General features: G+C 69.1%; 19 protein-coding genes. 15 read left to right on the top strand and 4 right to left on the bottom strand.

Features of this window, described 5'->3' with window-relative positions:
• The first annotated feature begins 16 nt into the window (after positions 1-16).
• Genes HTA01S_RS12185 through HTA01S_RS12150 form a run of 8 tightly spaced genes read left to right on the top strand, consistent with a single transcriptional unit; the run spans position 17 to position 5,648 of the window.
• Positions 17-1,318 carry a bifunctional cobalt-precorrin-7 (C(5))-methyltransferase/cobalt-precorrin-6B (C(15))-methyltransferase gene (locus HTA01S_RS12185; RefSeq protein ID WP_068171558.1) on the top strand — a complete coding sequence of 434 codons (1,302 nt, stop codon included), beginning with the start codon at positions 17-19 and terminating at the stop codon, positions 1,316-1,318.
• Positions 1,315-2,109: a precorrin-2 C(20)-methyltransferase gene (gene cobI, locus HTA01S_RS12180; RefSeq protein ID WP_068171555.1), complete on the top strand. Its 795-nt coding sequence runs from the start codon at positions 1,315-1,317 to the stop codon at positions 2,107-2,109. Before HTA01S_RS12185 ends, cobI begins: the two co-directional genes overlap by 4 nt.
• Positions 2,106-2,858, top strand: a complete 753-nt coding sequence (locus tag HTA01S_RS12175; protein ID WP_068171550.1) for a cobalamin biosynthesis central domain-containing protein — start codon at positions 2,106-2,108, stop codon at positions 2,856-2,858. The genes cobI and HTA01S_RS12175 overlap by 4 nt, the downstream gene beginning before the upstream one ends.
• Entirely contained in the window at positions 2,855-3,292 is a 438-nt protein-coding gene (locus HTA01S_RS12170) for a cobalamin biosynthesis protein (RefSeq protein WP_068171547.1), read from the top strand. Before HTA01S_RS12175 ends, HTA01S_RS12170 begins: the two co-directional genes overlap by 4 nt.
• Before the next feature lie 12 nt (positions 3,293-3,304).
• A complete protein-coding gene (locus HTA01S_RS12165) occupies positions 3,305-3,496 on the top strand; it encodes a CbtB domain-containing protein (protein WP_068171543.1) in 192 nt (63 codons plus the stop codon).
• Positions 3,497-3,508: 12 nt separating this feature from the next.
• Entirely contained in the window at positions 3,509-4,324 is an 816-nt protein-coding gene (locus HTA01S_RS12160; protein WP_068171540.1) for a CbtA family protein, read from the top strand.
• Entirely contained in the window at positions 4,321-5,298 is a 978-nt protein-coding gene (cobJ, locus tag HTA01S_RS12155; RefSeq protein WP_084236055.1) for a precorrin-3B C(17)-methyltransferase, read from the top strand. Before HTA01S_RS12160 ends, cobJ begins: the two co-directional genes overlap by 4 nt.
• The gene (locus HTA01S_RS12150) at positions 5,295-5,648 is read left to right on the top strand and encodes a (2Fe-2S) ferredoxin domain-containing protein (RefSeq protein ID WP_068171538.1); all 354 of its coding nucleotides are present in this window, start codon (positions 5,295-5,297) and stop codon (positions 5,646-5,648) included. Before cobJ ends, HTA01S_RS12150 begins: the two co-directional genes overlap by 4 nt.
• 43 nt (positions 5,649-5,691) lie before the next feature.
• On the opposite strand, the gene HTA01S_RS12145 is transcribed toward HTA01S_RS12150, so the two are convergent.
• Complete coding sequence (locus HTA01S_RS12145) at positions 5,692-6,045, bottom strand: DUF1304 domain-containing protein (RefSeq protein ID WP_068171535.1); 354 nt, start codon at positions 6,043-6,045, stop codon at positions 5,692-5,694.
• Positions 6,046-6,161: 116 nt separating this feature from the next.
• Here HTA01S_RS12145 and HTA01S_RS12140 point away from each other — a divergent pair, with 116 nt between their 5' ends.
• On the top strand, positions 6,162-6,875 hold the full coding sequence (locus HTA01S_RS12140; protein ID WP_068171532.1) for a Crp/Fnr family transcriptional regulator: 714 nt from the start codon (positions 6,162-6,164) through the stop codon (positions 6,873-6,875).
• Positions 6,876-6,917: 42 nt separating this feature from the next.
• Here the strand turns inward: HTA01S_RS12140 and HTA01S_RS12135 are convergent, their stop codons facing one another.
• On the bottom strand, positions 6,918-7,577 hold the full coding sequence (locus tag HTA01S_RS12135; RefSeq protein WP_157572076.1) for an LTA synthase family protein: 660 nt from the start codon (positions 7,575-7,577) through the stop codon (positions 6,918-6,920).
• Positions 7,578-7,728: 151 nt separating this feature from the next.
• Here HTA01S_RS12135 and HTA01S_RS12130 point away from each other — a divergent pair, with 151 nt between their 5' ends.
• Entirely contained in the window at positions 7,729-8,397 is a 669-nt protein-coding gene (locus tag HTA01S_RS12130; protein ID WP_068171525.1) for a Crp/Fnr family transcriptional regulator, read from the top strand.
• Here the strand turns inward: HTA01S_RS12130 and HTA01S_RS12125 are convergent.
• Together HTA01S_RS12125 and HTA01S_RS12120 are read right to left on the bottom strand one after the other, a co-directional pair.
• On the bottom strand, positions 8,373-9,773 hold the full coding sequence (locus HTA01S_RS12125) for a heavy metal sensor histidine kinase (RefSeq protein WP_068171521.1): 1,401 nt from the start codon (positions 9,771-9,773) through the stop codon (positions 8,373-8,375). The genes HTA01S_RS12130 and HTA01S_RS12125 overlap by 25 nt on opposite strands.
• Positions 9,773-10,459, bottom strand: a complete 687-nt coding sequence (locus HTA01S_RS12120) for a heavy metal response regulator transcription factor (protein ID WP_068171871.1) — start codon at positions 10,457-10,459, stop codon at positions 9,773-9,775. The genes HTA01S_RS12125 and HTA01S_RS12120 overlap by 1 nt, the downstream gene beginning before the upstream one ends.
• Positions 10,460-10,603: 144 nt before the next feature.
• Between HTA01S_RS12120 and HTA01S_RS12115 the strand changes: the two genes are divergently transcribed.
• From HTA01S_RS12115 to HTA01S_RS12095, 5 genes are read left to right on the top strand one after another with little or no spacing between them, the layout of a single operon-like run.
• Positions 10,604-11,710 (top strand): TolC family protein, encoded by a 1,107-nt coding sequence (locus tag HTA01S_RS12115; protein ID WP_169804773.1) that lies wholly within the window; start codon positions 10,604-10,606, stop codon positions 11,708-11,710.
• A gap of 12 nt (positions 11,711-11,722) precedes the next feature.
• The gene (locus HTA01S_RS12110) at positions 11,723-13,111 is read left to right on the top strand and encodes a multicopper oxidase family protein (protein WP_157572074.1); all 1,389 of its coding nucleotides are present in this window, start codon (positions 11,723-11,725) and stop codon (positions 13,109-13,111) included.
• Positions 13,112-13,162: 51 nt separating this feature from the next.
• On the top strand, positions 13,163-13,654 hold the full coding sequence (locus HTA01S_RS12105; RefSeq protein ID WP_068171518.1) for a cupredoxin domain-containing protein: 492 nt from the start codon (positions 13,163-13,165) through the stop codon (positions 13,652-13,654).
• A 10-nt stretch (positions 13,655-13,664) separates the two neighbouring features.
• Positions 13,665-14,006 (top strand): copper-binding protein, encoded by a 342-nt coding sequence (locus HTA01S_RS12100; RefSeq protein WP_068171516.1) that lies wholly within the window; start codon positions 13,665-13,667, stop codon positions 14,004-14,006.
• Positions 14,003-14,482, top strand: coding sequence for a c-type cytochrome (locus HTA01S_RS12095; protein WP_218017346.1), 480 nt, complete (start codon positions 14,003-14,005; stop codon positions 14,480-14,482). The genes HTA01S_RS12100 and HTA01S_RS12095 overlap by 4 nt, the downstream gene beginning before the upstream one ends.
• Positions 14,483-14,616: the final 134 nt, after the last annotated feature.

The following is a 14,616-nucleotide window of genomic DNA, read 5'->3' as shown; positions in this document are numbered from 1 at the left end:
CTGTGGAGTCACTGAAATGGCGTCAGCTACTGTGATCGAAAAATGCCGCATCGTCGGCGTACTGGACGACGGTGTCGCCAGCCTGGGCGCGACGGCGCTGCGGCACTTGCAACAGGCCGATCTGGTCATTGGCGCGGCCCGCACGCTGCAACTGCTGGCCGGGCAGATGGCGCCTGGCGCCGAGCAGCGCGACCTCGGTGGCGCGCTGTCGCAGGTGCCTGAGTGGATCCGCGCCGCGCAGGCCGAACACCGGCGCGTGGTGGTGCTGGCCACCGGCGACCCGCTGTGCCACGGCATCGCGGCCTACCTCGGATCGCGCCTGTGTATCGAGGTGATCGAAGTGGTTCCCAACGTGTCGACCCTGCAGCTGGCCTGCGCCCGCCTGGGCCTGCCCTGGCAGGACATGCGCTTCGCCTCGGTGCACAGCAAGGACGCGGGCGACTGGGTACCCGGCTCGCCCCCCGGGCATGGGCTGTACGCGCTGCTGCGCGACATCCGCCAGCACGACCGCCTGGCCGTGCTGACCAGCCCGCACAACACGCCCGACCGCATCGCCCGCATGCTGATGGCCGAGGGCCTGGCCGACGACTTTCAGATGGCAGTGGCCGAGCGCCTGTGCCAGCCCGAAGAACGCATCGTCAGCGGCATGGCCATCAGCGCTGCGGCGCAGATGGACTTTGCCGACCCCAACGTGGTGCTGCTCTGGCGCAGCCGCCTGCGCGCGCCGCAGGTGCTGCTGGGTCTGCCGGACGCGAGCTTCGAGCAGCGCCACCCCGAGAAGGGGCTGATCACCAAACACGAGGTGCGCGCCGTGTCGCTGGCGCGCCTGCAGCTGCGCGCCGACAGCGTGGTGTGGGACATCGGCGCGGGCTCGGGCTCGGTGGGGCTGGAGGCGGCGCGCCTGTGCCGCAACGGCCATGTCTACGCGATCGAAAAGAACGCCGACGACGCGGCCATCGTGCAGCGCAACCGCCTGGCGATGGGCATCAGCAACCACACGCTGCTGCACGGCAAGGCGCCCGAAGGCCTGCAGGACTGGGCCGACCCGGACGCGGTGTTCGTGGGCGGCTCGGGCGGCGAGCTGGCCGAGCTGATCGCGCTGATCCTGAAACGACTCCAACCGAAGGGCTGGCTGGTGATGAACTTCGTGACGATCGAAAACCTGGCGGCCGCGGTCGACACCCTCAAGGCGCTCGGCGCCAGCTGGGACGTGCTGCAGCTGCAGGCCTCGCGCAGCAAGCCCATCCTGCACATGCACCGCATGGCGGCGGAGAACCCGGTGTGGATCGTGTGCGCGCAGGCCGGGGGTGCGGCATGACGCGGGCCGGCACGCTGTTCGGCATCTCCCTCGGCCCCGGCGACCCGGGCCTGATCACCCGCCGCGCCTGGGCGCTGCTGGAGCGGCGCGACGCCATCTGGACCTACCCGGTGCGCAGCCTGCGCAAAGACAGTTACGCGCTGGACATCGCGCTGCGCGCCGGCCTGCCCTTGCCCGAGCGACACCAGTCGCTGCTGTTCCCGATGACGCACGACGCGGAGAAGCTGGCGCGCCACTGGTTGAAAGCCGCTGAGACGGTGCGCGAGCTGCTGGCCAGCGGGCAGGACGTGCTGTTCCTGGTCGAAGGCGATGCCTCCACCTACGCCAGCTTCTGTTACCTGGCCCGCGTGCTGCGCGAGCTGGACGGCGATGCCCGCATCGAGATCGTGCCCGGCGTGACCTCGTTCAACGCCGCCTGCGCGCGGCTGCAGGTGCCGCTCTCGGAGCAGGACGACACCATCGCCATCGTGCCCGCCGCCTACGGCATCGCGGCGGTGGAGAAGATGCTGGATCACTTCGACACCCTGGTGCTGATGAAGGTCAAGCCGTTGCTGGACGACCTGATCAGCCTGCTGGAGCGGCGCGGCCTGCTGGCGCACAGCCGCTTCATCGAGAAAGCCGGTTCGCCGCTGGAACGCGTCGTCACCGACGTGGCCCAGCTCAAGGGCACGCCCGTCAATTACCTGTCGCTGCTGCTGGTGAAAAACCCCGGGCGCGAGCGCGGCGAGCTGCAACGCGGCTGCCGCAAAAAAACCAGCACCGAGATCGAAGAAGAGGAAACCCAGACATGACCACCCCCGAAACCGCCGTGCGCGTCGTCCTGGTGGCGATCACCAAACACGGCGCCCAGCAGACCGCCGATCTGGCGCGCCAGATGCCCGGCGCCAGCGTCTGCGTGGCCGACAAGTTCGCGCCGCTGATGGCGGGCCTGCCCAACCCGGTGCGCGCCTACGGCGGCGCCTTCCGCGATGAGATCGCCACGCTGTTCGCCGACTTCGACCAGGTGGTGTTCTTCGTGTCGCTGGGCGCCGTGGTGCGCCTGATCGCGCCGCACCTCAAGAGCAAGGACGAAGACCCGGGCGTGCTGGTGGTGGACGACGCGGCGCAGTTCGTGATCCCGGTGCTGTCGGGCCACGTGGGCGGCGCCAACGCTTGTGCCCTGACCGTGGCCGCCCTGCTGGGCGCCACGCCGGTGCTGACCACCGCCTCGGACGTGGGCAAGACCATTCCGGTGGACATCCTGGGCCGCGAGCTGGGCTGGAAGGTCGAGGCGCCCAAGATCAACATCACCCGCGTGTCGGCCCACGTGGTCAACGGCGAGCCGGTGGCTGTGGTGCAGGAAGCGGGCAGCCCGCACTGGTGGACCCGGCCCACGCCGCTGCCGGCCAGCATCCAGCGCTTCGAGCGCCTGGCCGACGTGGACCTGGCGCGCTTCAAGGCCGTGCTGTGGATCACCCACGCGCCGGTGACGGACGCGCACTGGGCCGAGCTGCACGAGCGCCTGGTCGTGTACCGCCCTCCGCTGGAGGCGGTGGCGTGAACGTGGCCTTGGGCCTGGGCTGCGACCGCGGCACGCCACTGGCCACGCTGCAGCACGCGCTGCGGGCGGCGCTGGTTCAGGCAGGGGCGCAGGCCGGGCAGGTGGTGGCCGCGGCCAGCATCACGCTCAAGGCCGACGAGCCGGGCCTGCTCGCCCTGGCCGCCGAACACGGCTGGGCCATGGCGTTTTACGCCCCCGCCGAGCTCGCCGGGGTGCCGGTGCCCAACCCGTCGGAGACCGTGCGCCGGTACACCGGCACGCCCTCGGTCAGCGAGGCCGCGGCCCTGCTGGCGGGGGCCCGCGCGCTCGGCCACGAACAGGCCTTGCCCATGACCGCCCTGCTGGTCGAAAAATTCAAACACCGTGGCGCCGATGGGCGCAACGCCACGGTTTCCATCGCCCGCTGTGACCGTTTTCTTTTTCCCCAACCCTGACTGGAGCACGCCATGAGTTCTTCCACCACCGCCCCCATTGCCACCCCCCAGCGCGTGAGTGCCACGCGCAGCCTGCTGCTGCAACTGACCTCCGGCGCCGCGCTGGGCCTGGTCGTCCTATACGGCGTGGCCTTCGCCGAAAGCCCGATCGCCCACAACGCCGCGCACGACGTCCGCCACGTCACCGTCAAGCCTTGTCATTGACTGGAGAGTTTCATGATTTTTCGACGATTGATCTGGGCGGCGCTGGCCGTGGCCCTGCTGGTGGGCAGCCTGCAATCGGGCCTGCAGCAGCTGCAGACCGTGCCCATCATCCTGGCGGCCGAGGTGTTTGAGAGCCAGAAGGCCGAGGCACCGCAACCGGCCATGGCGGCCACGCACGACCACGCGGACGGCACGGCGCACGACCATGGCGACACCGCCGAGGCCTGGGCGCCGGCCGATGGCGCCGAGCGCCTGTTCTGGTCCTGGGTGGCCCATCTGTTGCACGCCTTCAGCATGGCGCTGCTGTTGCTGGCGGTGATGGGGCTGTGCCTGTGGCGGGGCGCCACGCAGCGCTCCGTGCCGCTGGCGCTGTGGACGGCGGCCGCGGGCTGGCTGGTGTTCCACCTCTGGCCATCGCTGGGTCTGCCCGCCGAAATCCCCGGCATGGACGCCGCCCGTCTGGGCTCGCGCCAGGGCTGGTGGCTGCTGGCGGCGGGCAGTGCCGCGCTGGCCTGCGCCTCGGTGGCCGGACTGCGCAGCCCCCTGCGCTGGGCCGCCGCGCTGGCGTGGCTGGCGCTGCCGTTCGTGGTGGGAGCGCCGCACATCGCGGCCGATCCGCTGGCCGGGTTCACCGGCGAGGCCCAGGCGACCCTGCGCCGGCTGGGCGGCGATTTTGTCTGGGCCACCACCTGGCTGTCGCTCGGCTTCTGGGCCAGCCTCGGCGCGGTGGGCGGCCCGGCCTTCGGGCGCTGGCTGCGCCCGGCGCTGGAACACGCCCTGAAACCCGCCGACGCCACGGCCGGCACGCCCGCGAAAGCCGCCCCGTGAGCGGCAGCATCGCACTGGTGGGCATCGGCCCGGGCAGCCACGACCACATGACGCACCGGGCCCGCGCGGTGATCGCCGAGGCCGACGTGGTGGTGGGCTACGTCACCTACATCAAGCTGGTGGCCGACCTGCTCGAAGGCAAGGAGGTCATCCGCAAGGGCATGACCGAGGAGCTGGACCGCGCCGTGCACGCGCTGGAGCGCGCGCGCGAGGGCAAGAAGGTGGCGCTGATCTCCAGCGGCGACGCCGGCGTGTACGGCATGGCCGGGCCGACCTACGAGGTGCTGTTCCAGGCCGGCTGGACACCCGAGTCGGACGTGAGCGTGGAGGTGGTGCCGGGCGCCTCGGCCATCAACGCCTGTGCGGCGCTGGTGGGCGCGCCGCTCACGCACGACTTCTGCTCGATCTCGCTGAGCGACCTGCTCACGCCCTGGCCGGTGATCGCGCGCCGGCTGGACGCGGTCGCGGCGTCGGACTTCGTGGTGGCGCTCTACAACCCCAAGAGCGGGCGGCGCACCCAGCAGATCGTGCAGGCGCAGGCGCTGTTCCTGCGCCACCGCCGGCCCGACACGCCGGTGGCGGTGGTCAAGTCGGCCTACCGCAAGCGCGAGCGCGTCGAGTTCACCACGCTGGCGCACATGAGCGAGTGCGAGATCGGCATGCTCACCACCGTGCTGATCGGCAACAGCCACACCTTCGTGCGCCATGGCCTGATGGTCACGCCGCGCGGCTACGCCAACAAGTACGACCTGGACGAAGGCGGCAGCACGCGCGAAGGCGAGAAGGCGGGCCGCTCCCTGTCGAGCGGGCTGCTGGGCTGGATGGCGCAGCTGCGCGCCGACCATGCCGAGGGCATCGGTGTGGCCACGCTCGCGCAGCAGCACGGGCTGCCGCCCGACTACATCGAGGCGGTGCTGAGCGCGGCGGTGGACGAGCCGGAAACCACGACCCCCACCGAGGAGACCGAGGGATGAGCCAGGACACCGTGGAAAAGCCCCGCATCGGCGCCTACAAACGCCACCTGCTGATCTGCACCGGTCCGCGCTGCACGCAGGACGGCGCCTCGCAAGACCTGTTCGACAGCCTGGGCGAGAAGTTCAAGGCGGCCGGGCTGCACGACGGCGAACTGCGCGTGAAACGCAGCCGTGTGAGCTGTTTTGCCGCCTGCAAGGGCGGGCCGGTGATGTGCGTGCAGCCCGATGGCACCTGGTACTACAACGTGACCGACGCCAACATGGACCGCATCATCGACCAGCACCTCAAGCACGGTCGCGTGGTCGAAGACCTGGTGTTCCACCAGGGGCCCCAGGGGTCGGACGCTTGACGCCGGGCCACGCCCGGCAGGCCCGGGGCCTCCCTGCCAGGGATCAGCGCGAGAAGTACAGCGCCAGCAGGGCCAGCACCGCGGGCGCGGTCTGCACATACAAGGCCTTCGCGGTCGAGGTGTAGGCGCCGTACAGGCCCGCCACGGCCACGCAGGCCAGCACGAACGCCAGGCTCGGCACCTGCTGGAAGACCAGGGCCCAGAGGATGCCCGCGGCCAGGAACCCGTTGTACAAACCCTGGTTGGCCGCCATGGCCGTGGTGGCGCTGGCAAACTCCGGGGTCAGTTTGAAGGTCTTCATGCCCAGTGGCTTGTTCCAGAAGAACATCTCGACGGCGAGGATGTAGACATGGATAGCGCAGACCAGCAAAGACAAAGCCAGGGAGACCGTTTTCATCGTGATTCCAGCGGGAAGAAATAGAGGGCGGGCGCACCTCTGCGCCAGCACCGCATGTTAGGCAGGGTGCCGATGCCTGAATATCAACTCGCCGACACTTGTTGCATTGGACCCCCATGACCCCGGCCTCCCGCACCGCACAGAACGCCGTCTGGAAACCCACCCTGCTCGGCAACGCCTGGTACGCCAGTTGCCCCGCAGTACTGCAGGACGCGCTGCTCCAGAACGGCCGCCTGCGCAAGGTGTCGGCCGGGGGCTGGGTGTTCGAGCACGGCGCGACCGACCACGCGCTCTACTGCGTGCTGAGCGGCCAGGTGCAGGCGTATTACCCCGACCCCTCGGGCTCCATGCCGCTGCTGGCCACGCTGGACCCTTCGCACTGGTTCGGCGAGATGTCGTTCATCGACGCCGAGCCGCGCTCACACGTGGCCGTGGCCGAGCAGCAGGCCTTGCTGCTGTGTGTCGCCCACGCAGACCTGCTGCCGTTTCTGGACCTGCACCCCGGGTGCTGGCGCGACATCGCCCGCCTGGCCGTGAGCAAGCTGCGCCGGGCCTACCAGCTCATCCCGCTGGACGCGCAACTGCCGGCCAGGGCCCGTGTGGTCAAGCGGCTCTGGCTGGTGGCCCACGGCTACGGTTTCAAGGAAGACGCGCCGCGAACCCGCTTGCGCCTGTCGCAGGACCAACTGGCGTCCACGCTGGGCATCACCCGGCAGACCGCCAACAAGGTGCTGCGCGACCTGGAGCTGCAGGGGCTGGTGAAGCTGCACTACGGCGAGGTCGAGCTGCTGAACCTGCCCGGGTGGCAGCAGGCGATGCGCGACGAGTGAGCGCCTGCACCGGCGCACGAGGTGCGCCGACAGCGGACCGGCTCAGCCCCGGACGCCGGGCCGCGCGCGGCGCACCGCGAGCAGCAGCAGGCTGATCGCCACGCAGACCGCGAGCGACCAGCCCAGGCCGCGCGACCACAGCAGCTCGCCTTCACGCGCCGCGCCCATGAAGAACAGCACAAAGGCCAGCAGGTGCACGCCCCAGCGCTGCGCGCGGACCCACACAGCCTCGGAACCCAGCGTCCAGGCCAGCAGCACGTCCACACACCACCAGACCGCGAACACCGTGTCCAGGCGCGGCGCGCTGACCCGGGGGGTGTGCAGGATGCGCTGCCAGTCGTTGCCGAAGAGCACCACCACGGCCCAGTAGAAATGCACCAGAAAGACCAGCAGGGCCGCGGTCCAGAACGCGAGCCAGTAGCGCGCGGCGTGCTCCGAGCGGCGCCGGAACCCGAACAGGCTCAGGGCGGGCACCACCAGCACCAGCGCGGCCCAGATGGTGAAGAAGGTGCGGTGCAGGTCCAGCCGCTGCGCGGGCAGCATGTCGGGCGCGCCGCCGCCCGGCGGCTGCAGCGAGAACAGCGCCCTGTCGCTGGTCAGGTCCGCGCCGACGAAGGCCAGCGCCAGCAACAGGGCGGCGCTGAGCAGGGCGATCAGCATCGTCCGCCGGTCGGGCAAGGGAGTCTGGGAGGGTGCATGCATGGCGGGTCTTGCGTTCAAGGTGGGTGGGGATGTGGGGCGCCAAGAATGCCGTGGCGGCGCCACAGCGTCTGTCAAAAGTTCGACAATCCCGGTGGCCCACTCTCTCCAGCGACCACCACCACCCACCACGCCGCCGCCCACGGCGCCCCCGATGCCCCGCCCTGATGCCCTCCCTCCCGGCTTGCGCGCCGCGCTGGCCAGCGACGACTGGTTCGGCGCCTGCCCGGCCGAGCTGCAGGACGCGCTGTTGGCGCGCTCGCGCCTGCACCGCCTATCCCACGGCGAGTCTCTGTTCGCGCGCGGCGGACAGGCCAGCGGCCTGTGCTGCGTGACCGCGGGCGCGCTGAGCATCGGCGCGGTGAGCGCCGAAGGGCAGCCCGCCGTGCTGGCCTACCTGGAGCCCTACCAGTGGTTTGGCGAGATCTCCATGATCGACGAGCTGCCGCGCACCCACGACGCGGTGGCCGACGGCGACACCCAGGTGCTGGAGGTGCCGCGCGCCGGGCTGCTGGCCTGGCTGGAGACGCACCCGACGATGTGGCGCGAGCTGGCCCGCCTGGCCTGCCGCAAGCTGCGCGTGGCCTTCGCGGTGCTGGAAGAACTGGCGCAACTGCCGCTGGAAGAGCGCATCCGCCAGCGCCTGTGGCTGCTGGCCCAGGGCTACGGCAGCCGCGACGCCCCGCGCCGCCGCATCCGCCTGGGGCAGGAGGTGCTGGCGCACATGCTGGGCGTGAGCCGGCAAAGCGTCAACAAGGCCCTGAAGACGCTGGAGGCGCGCGGCGTGGTGCGCCTGCACTACGGGGAAATCGAACTGCTCTGAGCCGGGGGGAAGTGCAGGGAAAAGACGGTGTGCTGCGGGTCGGCGTCGACGGACACGCGGCCACCGTGGGCCTCCATGATGGCGCGGGTGATCGACAGCCCGAGCCCCGTGCCGTCCGAGTCCGGATGCGCGCGGGACTTGTCGACCCGGTAGAAGCGGTCGAACAGCCGCAGCGGATGCTCGGTGTGAATGGTTCCGGCATTGGAAACACTCAAGACGGTTCCCTGATCGCTGCGCCGGATGGCCACGAGAACCTCGCCGGCCTCCGGGGAATGCCTCAGCGCATTCGACAGCAGATTGCTGATGGCGCGCCGCACCATGAGACCGTCCCCGACGATCTCGGCCTCACCGGCCAGCGTCAGGCGGATCTGTTTCTCATCGGCCACCGCGTCGTAGAAGTCGAACAGGGCCTGCACCTCGCGGGCCAGCGGTATGGCCTCCGGGTGGGGCAGCTCGATCCCGTGTTCGGTCTTGGCCAGGAACAGCATGTCGGACACCATGCGCGCCAGGCGCTGGAACTCTTCGGCGTTGGAAGCGAGGATGTCCCGGTAGGCGTCGGCATCGCGTTTCTGCGCCAGAGACACCTGGGTCTGGGTCAGCAGGTTGTTGATGGGGGTGCGCAGCTCATGGGCCAGGTCGCTGGAGAATTCCTGCAGACGCGCAAAGTCCGCCTGCAGGCGCCCGAGCATGGTGTTGAGGCTTTCGGCGAGGTCGGCAAACTCCACCGGCACGGCGTCCACGGGCATGCGCTGGTCCAGCTTCTGCGCGGTGACCGTCATGGCGCGCTCTTTCATGACGCGCAGCGGCGCCAGGCCGCGGCGCGCCGCCCACCAGCCCAACACGCCGCTGACCAGGATGGCCCCCAACGAGTAGACCGCCAGCGTCTGGCTCAGGGCCCACATGAAATGCCGGTGGTGCCCGGTGTCCAGGGCAATGCGCAGTTGCAGGGGCGCGCCGCCCGCGCCCGGCGCGTTCGACGGCGTGGAGGGCGGTTCGATGCGCGCGCTCAGACCGCGCAGGGTTTGATCGCCCTCGGTCCAGTCGGTGGGGGTGGCGCCTTCCGGTGCCAGGCTCGAGGGGAACACCATGCCCTCGGTGCCATGCACCACACGGTCGCCCTGGCGCAGCTCGATGAAGAGCCCGTGGTGGCTGCCCAGCAGCTCATCGAGCCGGCGGGACAGCAGTTCCGGCGACTCGGATTCGCTGACGATCTTCTGCACCAGCCCGATCTTGTCCTGCAGGTAGTCCCGGTCCAGTTCGACGAAGTGGCGGCTCGTCGCGAACGCCACCAGCACCGCCAGCCCCACCAGCACCGTGGCCGACACCAGCGCGTAGAAAGCGGTCAGACGTGCGGTCAGTGGCAGCCGCCCGAGCATCAGTTCGAAGCCTCCGGCACTTCCAGCACATAGCCCATGCCGCGCACGGTCTGGATCAGGCGGGGCTCAAAGGGATCGTCCACCTTGCCCCGCAGGCGGCGCATGGCCACCTCGATCACATTGGTGTCGCTGTCGAAGTTCACGTCCCACACCTGCGACGCGATCAGGGAGCGCGGCAGCACCTCGCCATGGCGGCGCATCAGCAGCTCCAGCAAGCCGAATTCCTTGGCGGTGAGGTCGATGCGTTTGCCCGCCCGGGTCACGCGACGGCGCAGCAGGTCCAGCTCCAGGTCGGCCACCTGCAGCGTGGTGGCTTCCAGACCCGAGCGACCGCGCCGCAGGATGGTGCGCACCCGGGCCAGCAGTTCGGCAAACGAAAACGGCTTGACCAGGTAGTCGTCGGCCCCCAGCTCCAGGCCCTTGACGCGGTCTTCCACCTGGTCGCGGGCGGTGAGGAACAGCACCGGCATCTCCCGCCCCTGGCTGCGCAGGCTGCTCAGGACCTGCCAGCCATCCATGCCCGGCAGCATGACGTCCAGGATCACCAGGTCGTGGTCGCCTTCGAGCCCATGGTGCAGGCCGTCCACGCCGTTGGTAACGAGATCCACCACGTAGCCGGCTTCCCGCAAGCCTTGCCTCAAATAGTCGCCCGCCTTGGGCTCGTCCTCAACAATCAGTATCTTCACGGTCATGCTCCTCACGCTAGTTTGCCTGCGCGCGCCGCCGTGCGGACGAAAATGACAGATTTGTCATCCACCCGACAGGATGACGACGGACAGCCCCCAGCAGAATCCGCCTCGTTTGATCCAGATCAAAAAGGAGCGATCACAGTGAATTCCCCTTTTCTTGTCCGAGCGACCTGCCGGCTGCTGGCTGCGGCTGCGTTCGCCGGGCCTTTGGCCTTGTCGGCCCAGACCGCGACCCCACCCCCGGAGCTTGACTGGCGACAGGCCAACGATGCCGTCGGAACGCTCCAGCGCGGCCACGCCGACGTGCTCAAGTGGGAGCAGGCCCACCCGTCGGCCGAACCGGCGGATGCGTCCCCGGTCGCCGGCCTGGCCCTGCCCACGCCCGAACACGCCGTGCGCCAGGCCTGGCGCCAGCACCGTGAGCTGGTCAGCCCCCTGGCCCGCCTCGGCGCCCAGAACGGGCAGTTGATCGCGAGCGGCCGGTGGACTGAGGTGGACCCCGGCCTGCAGCGCCGTGTCGATGACATGGACGAACTGCTGGAAGTGGCGGCCCAGGCGAGCAAGGCCTGGTTTCAGGCCGTGGCCGCGCAGCAGGTGCTGAAGCACCAGCGCGACATGCTGGACGCCGCCCAGGCGGCCAGCGAACTGGGCCAGCGCATGGTGAGCGTGGGCAACTGGAGCCGGCTGCAGCTGTCGCAAGTCCAGCTGGCCACATCGACGGCCCGCATGAACCTGCGGCGGGCGCAATATGCCGCCGCCCAGGCCCAGGGCCATCTGCTCAAGACCCTGGGTGTGATGGGCGTGCACGATGGCGTGGCGCTGCCCGATCAGCTGCCGGACGTGCCCCCGCAGGCCCTGGGCGCCGCGGATCTGGCGCAGCGCTCTTTGGCCGTTCAGGCCCAGTTGCCCGCGGCCGAGCGCATGCGCCACCGGGCACTCGCCACGATGGCCGTGCAGGCCTACCAGGCCAGCCACGCGCTGGCGCAGGACAGCCAGGGCGAGGTGCTGAAAACGCGTGCATTCATCACCGAGGAAACGGTGCTGCACTACAACGGCATGCTCAAGAGCGTGTGGGATCTGCTGGACGAAGTCCGCAACCAGTCGCAGGCCACGGTGGATGCCATCGGGGCGCAGCGCGATTTCTGGGTCGCCGAAACCGATCTGCAGTGGGTGCTGCAGGGCGGAGCTCCCGACAGCTTTGTATCGCTGGGCGGTGGTGGTGAAGCCCCCGCGGCCGCAGCGCATTGACAGGACCCCTTCATGACCCGCATCCCTTCAAGACGACAGTTTTTCGCAGGCGCCGCCGCATCCGTGGCCGGTCTGGCGGTGGCCCGTTCCGCACTGGCCGGTTTGCCCGAGCCCGTCATCCAGACCTCCGTCGACACCGCGCCCCCCCTCGTGCCCACCAGCGGCCCGCCCTACAACCCCGTGGTGACCCTCAACGGCTGGACCTTGCCCTGGCGCATGAACAACGGCGTGAAGGAATTCCACCTGGTGGCCGAGCCCGTGGTGCGCGAGGTGTCACCGGGCTTCATGGTCAACATGTGGGGCTACAACGGCCAGAGCCCGGGGCCCACGATCGAGGTGGTCGAAGGCGACCGGGTGCGCATCTTCGTGACAAACAAGCTGCCCGAGCACACCACGGTGCACTGGCACGGCCAGCGGCTGCCCAGCGGCATGGACGGCGTGGGTGGGCTCACCCAGCGGGCCATCCCCGTGGGCAAGACCTATGTCTACGAGTTCGAGGCGCGCCGCCCTGGCACCTTCATGTACCACCCGCACGCCGACGAGATGGTGCAGATGGCCATGGGCATGATGGGCATGTGGGTCACGCACCCCAAGGCCCAACACCCGCACATCAGCGCCGTGGACCGGGACTTCTGCTTTCTGCTCAACGCGTTCGACGTGGAGCCCGGCAGCAAGACGCCGAAGATCAACACCATGACCGACTTCAACATCTGGTGTTGGAACAGCCGCGTCTTCCCGGCCATCGACAGCCTGAACGTGCGCCTGAACGACCGCGTGCGCATCCGCATCGGCAACCTCACCATGACCAACCACCCGATCCACCTGCACGGCCACGAGTTTCTGGTCACCGGCACCGACGGCGGCCCGACCCCGCCCAGCTCGCGCTGGTACGAAGTCACCACCGATGTGGCGGTGGGCCAGATGCGCCAGATCGAGCTGATCGCCGACGAAGAAGGCGACTGGGCCATGCACTGCCACAAGAGCCACCACACCATGAACGCCATGGGGCACGACGTGCCGACCATGATCGGCGTGGACCACCGTGGCCTGGTCAAGAAGATCCAGAAGGTCGCGCCCGACTACATGCTGATGGGCGAGCGCGGCATGGCCGACATGGGCGAGATGCAAATGCCCATCCCCGACAACACGGCGCCCATGATGACCGGCACCGGCCAGTTCGGCCCGCTGGAGATGGGCGGCATGTTCACGGTCTTCAAGGTGCGCAAGGACCAGAAGCCGGGCGACTACAAAGACCCCGGGCCTTACAAGTTCCCCGAAGGCACCGTGGCCTACGAGTGGAACGGCGCACTCCCTCCTGCACAGCGCCCCGCGGCCAGCAGGGACGCGCCCCCCGCCAACGCCAAGGCGATCAAACCCACGGGCAAAGGCATGTCGCACTGACGGTTCCCCGTTCCGTTTCCTTTTCCAAAACCCTCACCTGAAAGAACCCACATGAGCTTTGCACGATCCCTCCTGCCCTCTCGCTCCGCGCTGTTTTTCTCCGGCGTCTTGCTGGCCACCACAGCCGCCATGGCGGGCGGCAACCACGCCGGCGGGCACCACGAATCGCCGATCGGCAAGCCCGGCGTGGCGTCGAAAGTCAACCGCACGATCGAGGTCGACATGAGCAGCGGCATGCGGTTCAAGCCCTCGGACATCCGGGTCAAGCAGGGCGAAACGATCCGCTTCGTGCTGAAGAACACCGACAGCGTCAAACACGAGTTCAGCCTGGGCACGCCACAGGAGCTGCTGGAGCACTACGAGGTGATGAAGAAGTTCCCCGACATGGAACATGACGAGCCCAACAAGATTTCGCTGGCCCCCGGCCAACAGGGTGAAGTGATCTGGCAATTCACCAAGGCCGGCGCCGTTGACTTCGCCTGTCTGCACGTCGGTCACTTCGACGCGGGCATGAAGGGCGTGGTCAAGGTGGCGGCGAAATAAGGACTCCACCATGAAAAGCATCTTCACCGCCTTGGGCGCAACGCTGCTGGCCCTGTCGTTCTGGGCCGTCGGCCCGGCCTTCGCGCAAACGACCATGGACAACGGCCAGATGGGCGCGGCAGCCGCACCCGGCTGGACCGATGGCGAAGTCAGGAAAATGGACAAGGCCACCGGCAAGCTCACCCTCAAACACGGCGAGATCAAACACATGGACATGCCCGGCATGACCATGGTGTTCGTGGCCAAAGACAAGGCCCTGCTCGACAAGGTGCAAGTGGGCGACAAGGTGCGCTTCATGGTCGTCAACGAAAACCGCCAGATGGTGGTGACGGACATCCAGCCCGCCCAGTGAACCCGGCATTCCGCTGGACTTTGTGGGCCGCGGCAGCCCTGGCCCTCGCGGGGCTGGCGCTGTGGTGGGGCCTGGCGGCACCACCGCCCGCCCTGTTGCGCACGAACGATGCGCAGTTGCTCGAACAGGGGCGCAAGGTCTATGTGGCCCAGTGCGCCAGCTGCCATGGCGCAGAGCGGGAAGGGCAGGCCCGCTGGCGCGAACGCGGCGCCGACGGGCGCCTGCCCGCACCCCCCCACGACGAAACCGGGCACACCTGGCACCACCCGGACGAGCTGCTGTTCCGGATCACCAAGGAAGGCGTGGCGCAGGCCGCCGGCCTGCCGGACTACGAATCCAACATGCCGGCCTACGGCGCCACGCTCAGCGACACCGACATCGTGGCCGTGCTGTCGTGGATCAAGTCCCAGTGGCCCGCCGACATTCAGGCCACCCACGACGGCATCAACCGGCAGGCCCGGCAAGCCCGCCGCTGAAGCTGACTTTTTTGTCATCCTGGCGTCATCTCGCCAACCCCATCCCCTTTCTACAGTGCCCTCATGGCCTGGCGGTTCCGGCGCCCACCGAGGGTCGATGCCCGCCACGCCGGCTCCAGGCGCCTTGGCCCGGG

This window comes from Hydrogenophaga taeniospiralis CCUG 15921, assembly GCF_001592305.1.
GTDB classification, from domain to species: domain Bacteria; phylum Pseudomonadota; class Gammaproteobacteria; order Burkholderiales; family Burkholderiaceae_C; genus Hydrogenophaga; species Hydrogenophaga taeniospiralis.
Note: the sequence above shows the minus strand (reverse complement) of the source record. Positions and strands in the feature narration are given on the sequence as shown.

Coding starts and splice junctions, on each gene's coding strand:
- HTA01S_RS12125 (WP_068171521.1), bottom strand. CDS start 9,773: ATGCTCGGGCGGCTGCCACTGACCGCACGTCTGACCGCTTTCTACGCG.
- HTA01S_RS12145 (WP_068171535.1), bottom strand. CDS start 6,045: ATGAAAACGGTCTCCCTGGCTTTGTCTTTGCTGGTCTGCGCTATCCAT.
- HTA01S_RS12100 (WP_068171516.1), top strand. CDS start 13,665: ATGAAAAGCATCTTCACCGCCTTGGGCGCAACGCTGCTGGCCCTGTCG.
- HTA01S_RS12130 (WP_068171525.1), top strand. CDS start 7,729: ATGCCCCGCCCTGATGCCCTCCCTCCCGGCTTGCGCGCCGCGCTGGCC.
- HTA01S_RS12135 (WP_157572076.1), bottom strand. CDS start 7,577: ATGCATGCACCCTCCCAGACTCCCTTGCCCGACCGGCGGACGATGCTG.
- cobI (WP_068171555.1), top strand. CDS start 1,315: ATGACGCGGGCCGGCACGCTGTTCGGCATCTCCCTCGGCCCCGGCGAC.
- HTA01S_RS12110 (WP_157572074.1), top strand. CDS start 11,723: ATGACCCGCATCCCTTCAAGACGACAGTTTTTCGCAGGCGCCGCCGCA.
- HTA01S_RS12160 (WP_068171540.1), top strand. CDS start 3,509: ATGATTTTTCGACGATTGATCTGGGCGGCGCTGGCCGTGGCCCTGCTG.
- HTA01S_RS12150 (WP_068171538.1), top strand. CDS start 5,295: ATGAGCCAGGACACCGTGGAAAAGCCCCGCATCGGCGCCTACAAACGC.
- HTA01S_RS12105 (WP_068171518.1), top strand. CDS start 13,163: ATGAGCTTTGCACGATCCCTCCTGCCCTCTCGCTCCGCGCTGTTTTTC.
- HTA01S_RS12165 (WP_068171543.1), top strand. CDS start 3,305: ATGAGTTCTTCCACCACCGCCCCCATTGCCACCCCCCAGCGCGTGAGT.
- HTA01S_RS12175 (WP_068171550.1), top strand. CDS start 2,106: ATGACCACCCCCGAAACCGCCGTGCGCGTCGTCCTGGTGGCGATCACC.
- HTA01S_RS12140 (WP_068171532.1), top strand. CDS start 6,162: ATGACCCCGGCCTCCCGCACCGCACAGAACGCCGTCTGGAAACCCACC.
- HTA01S_RS12185 (WP_068171558.1), top strand. CDS start 17: ATGGCGTCAGCTACTGTGATCGAAAAATGCCGCATCGTCGGCGTACTG.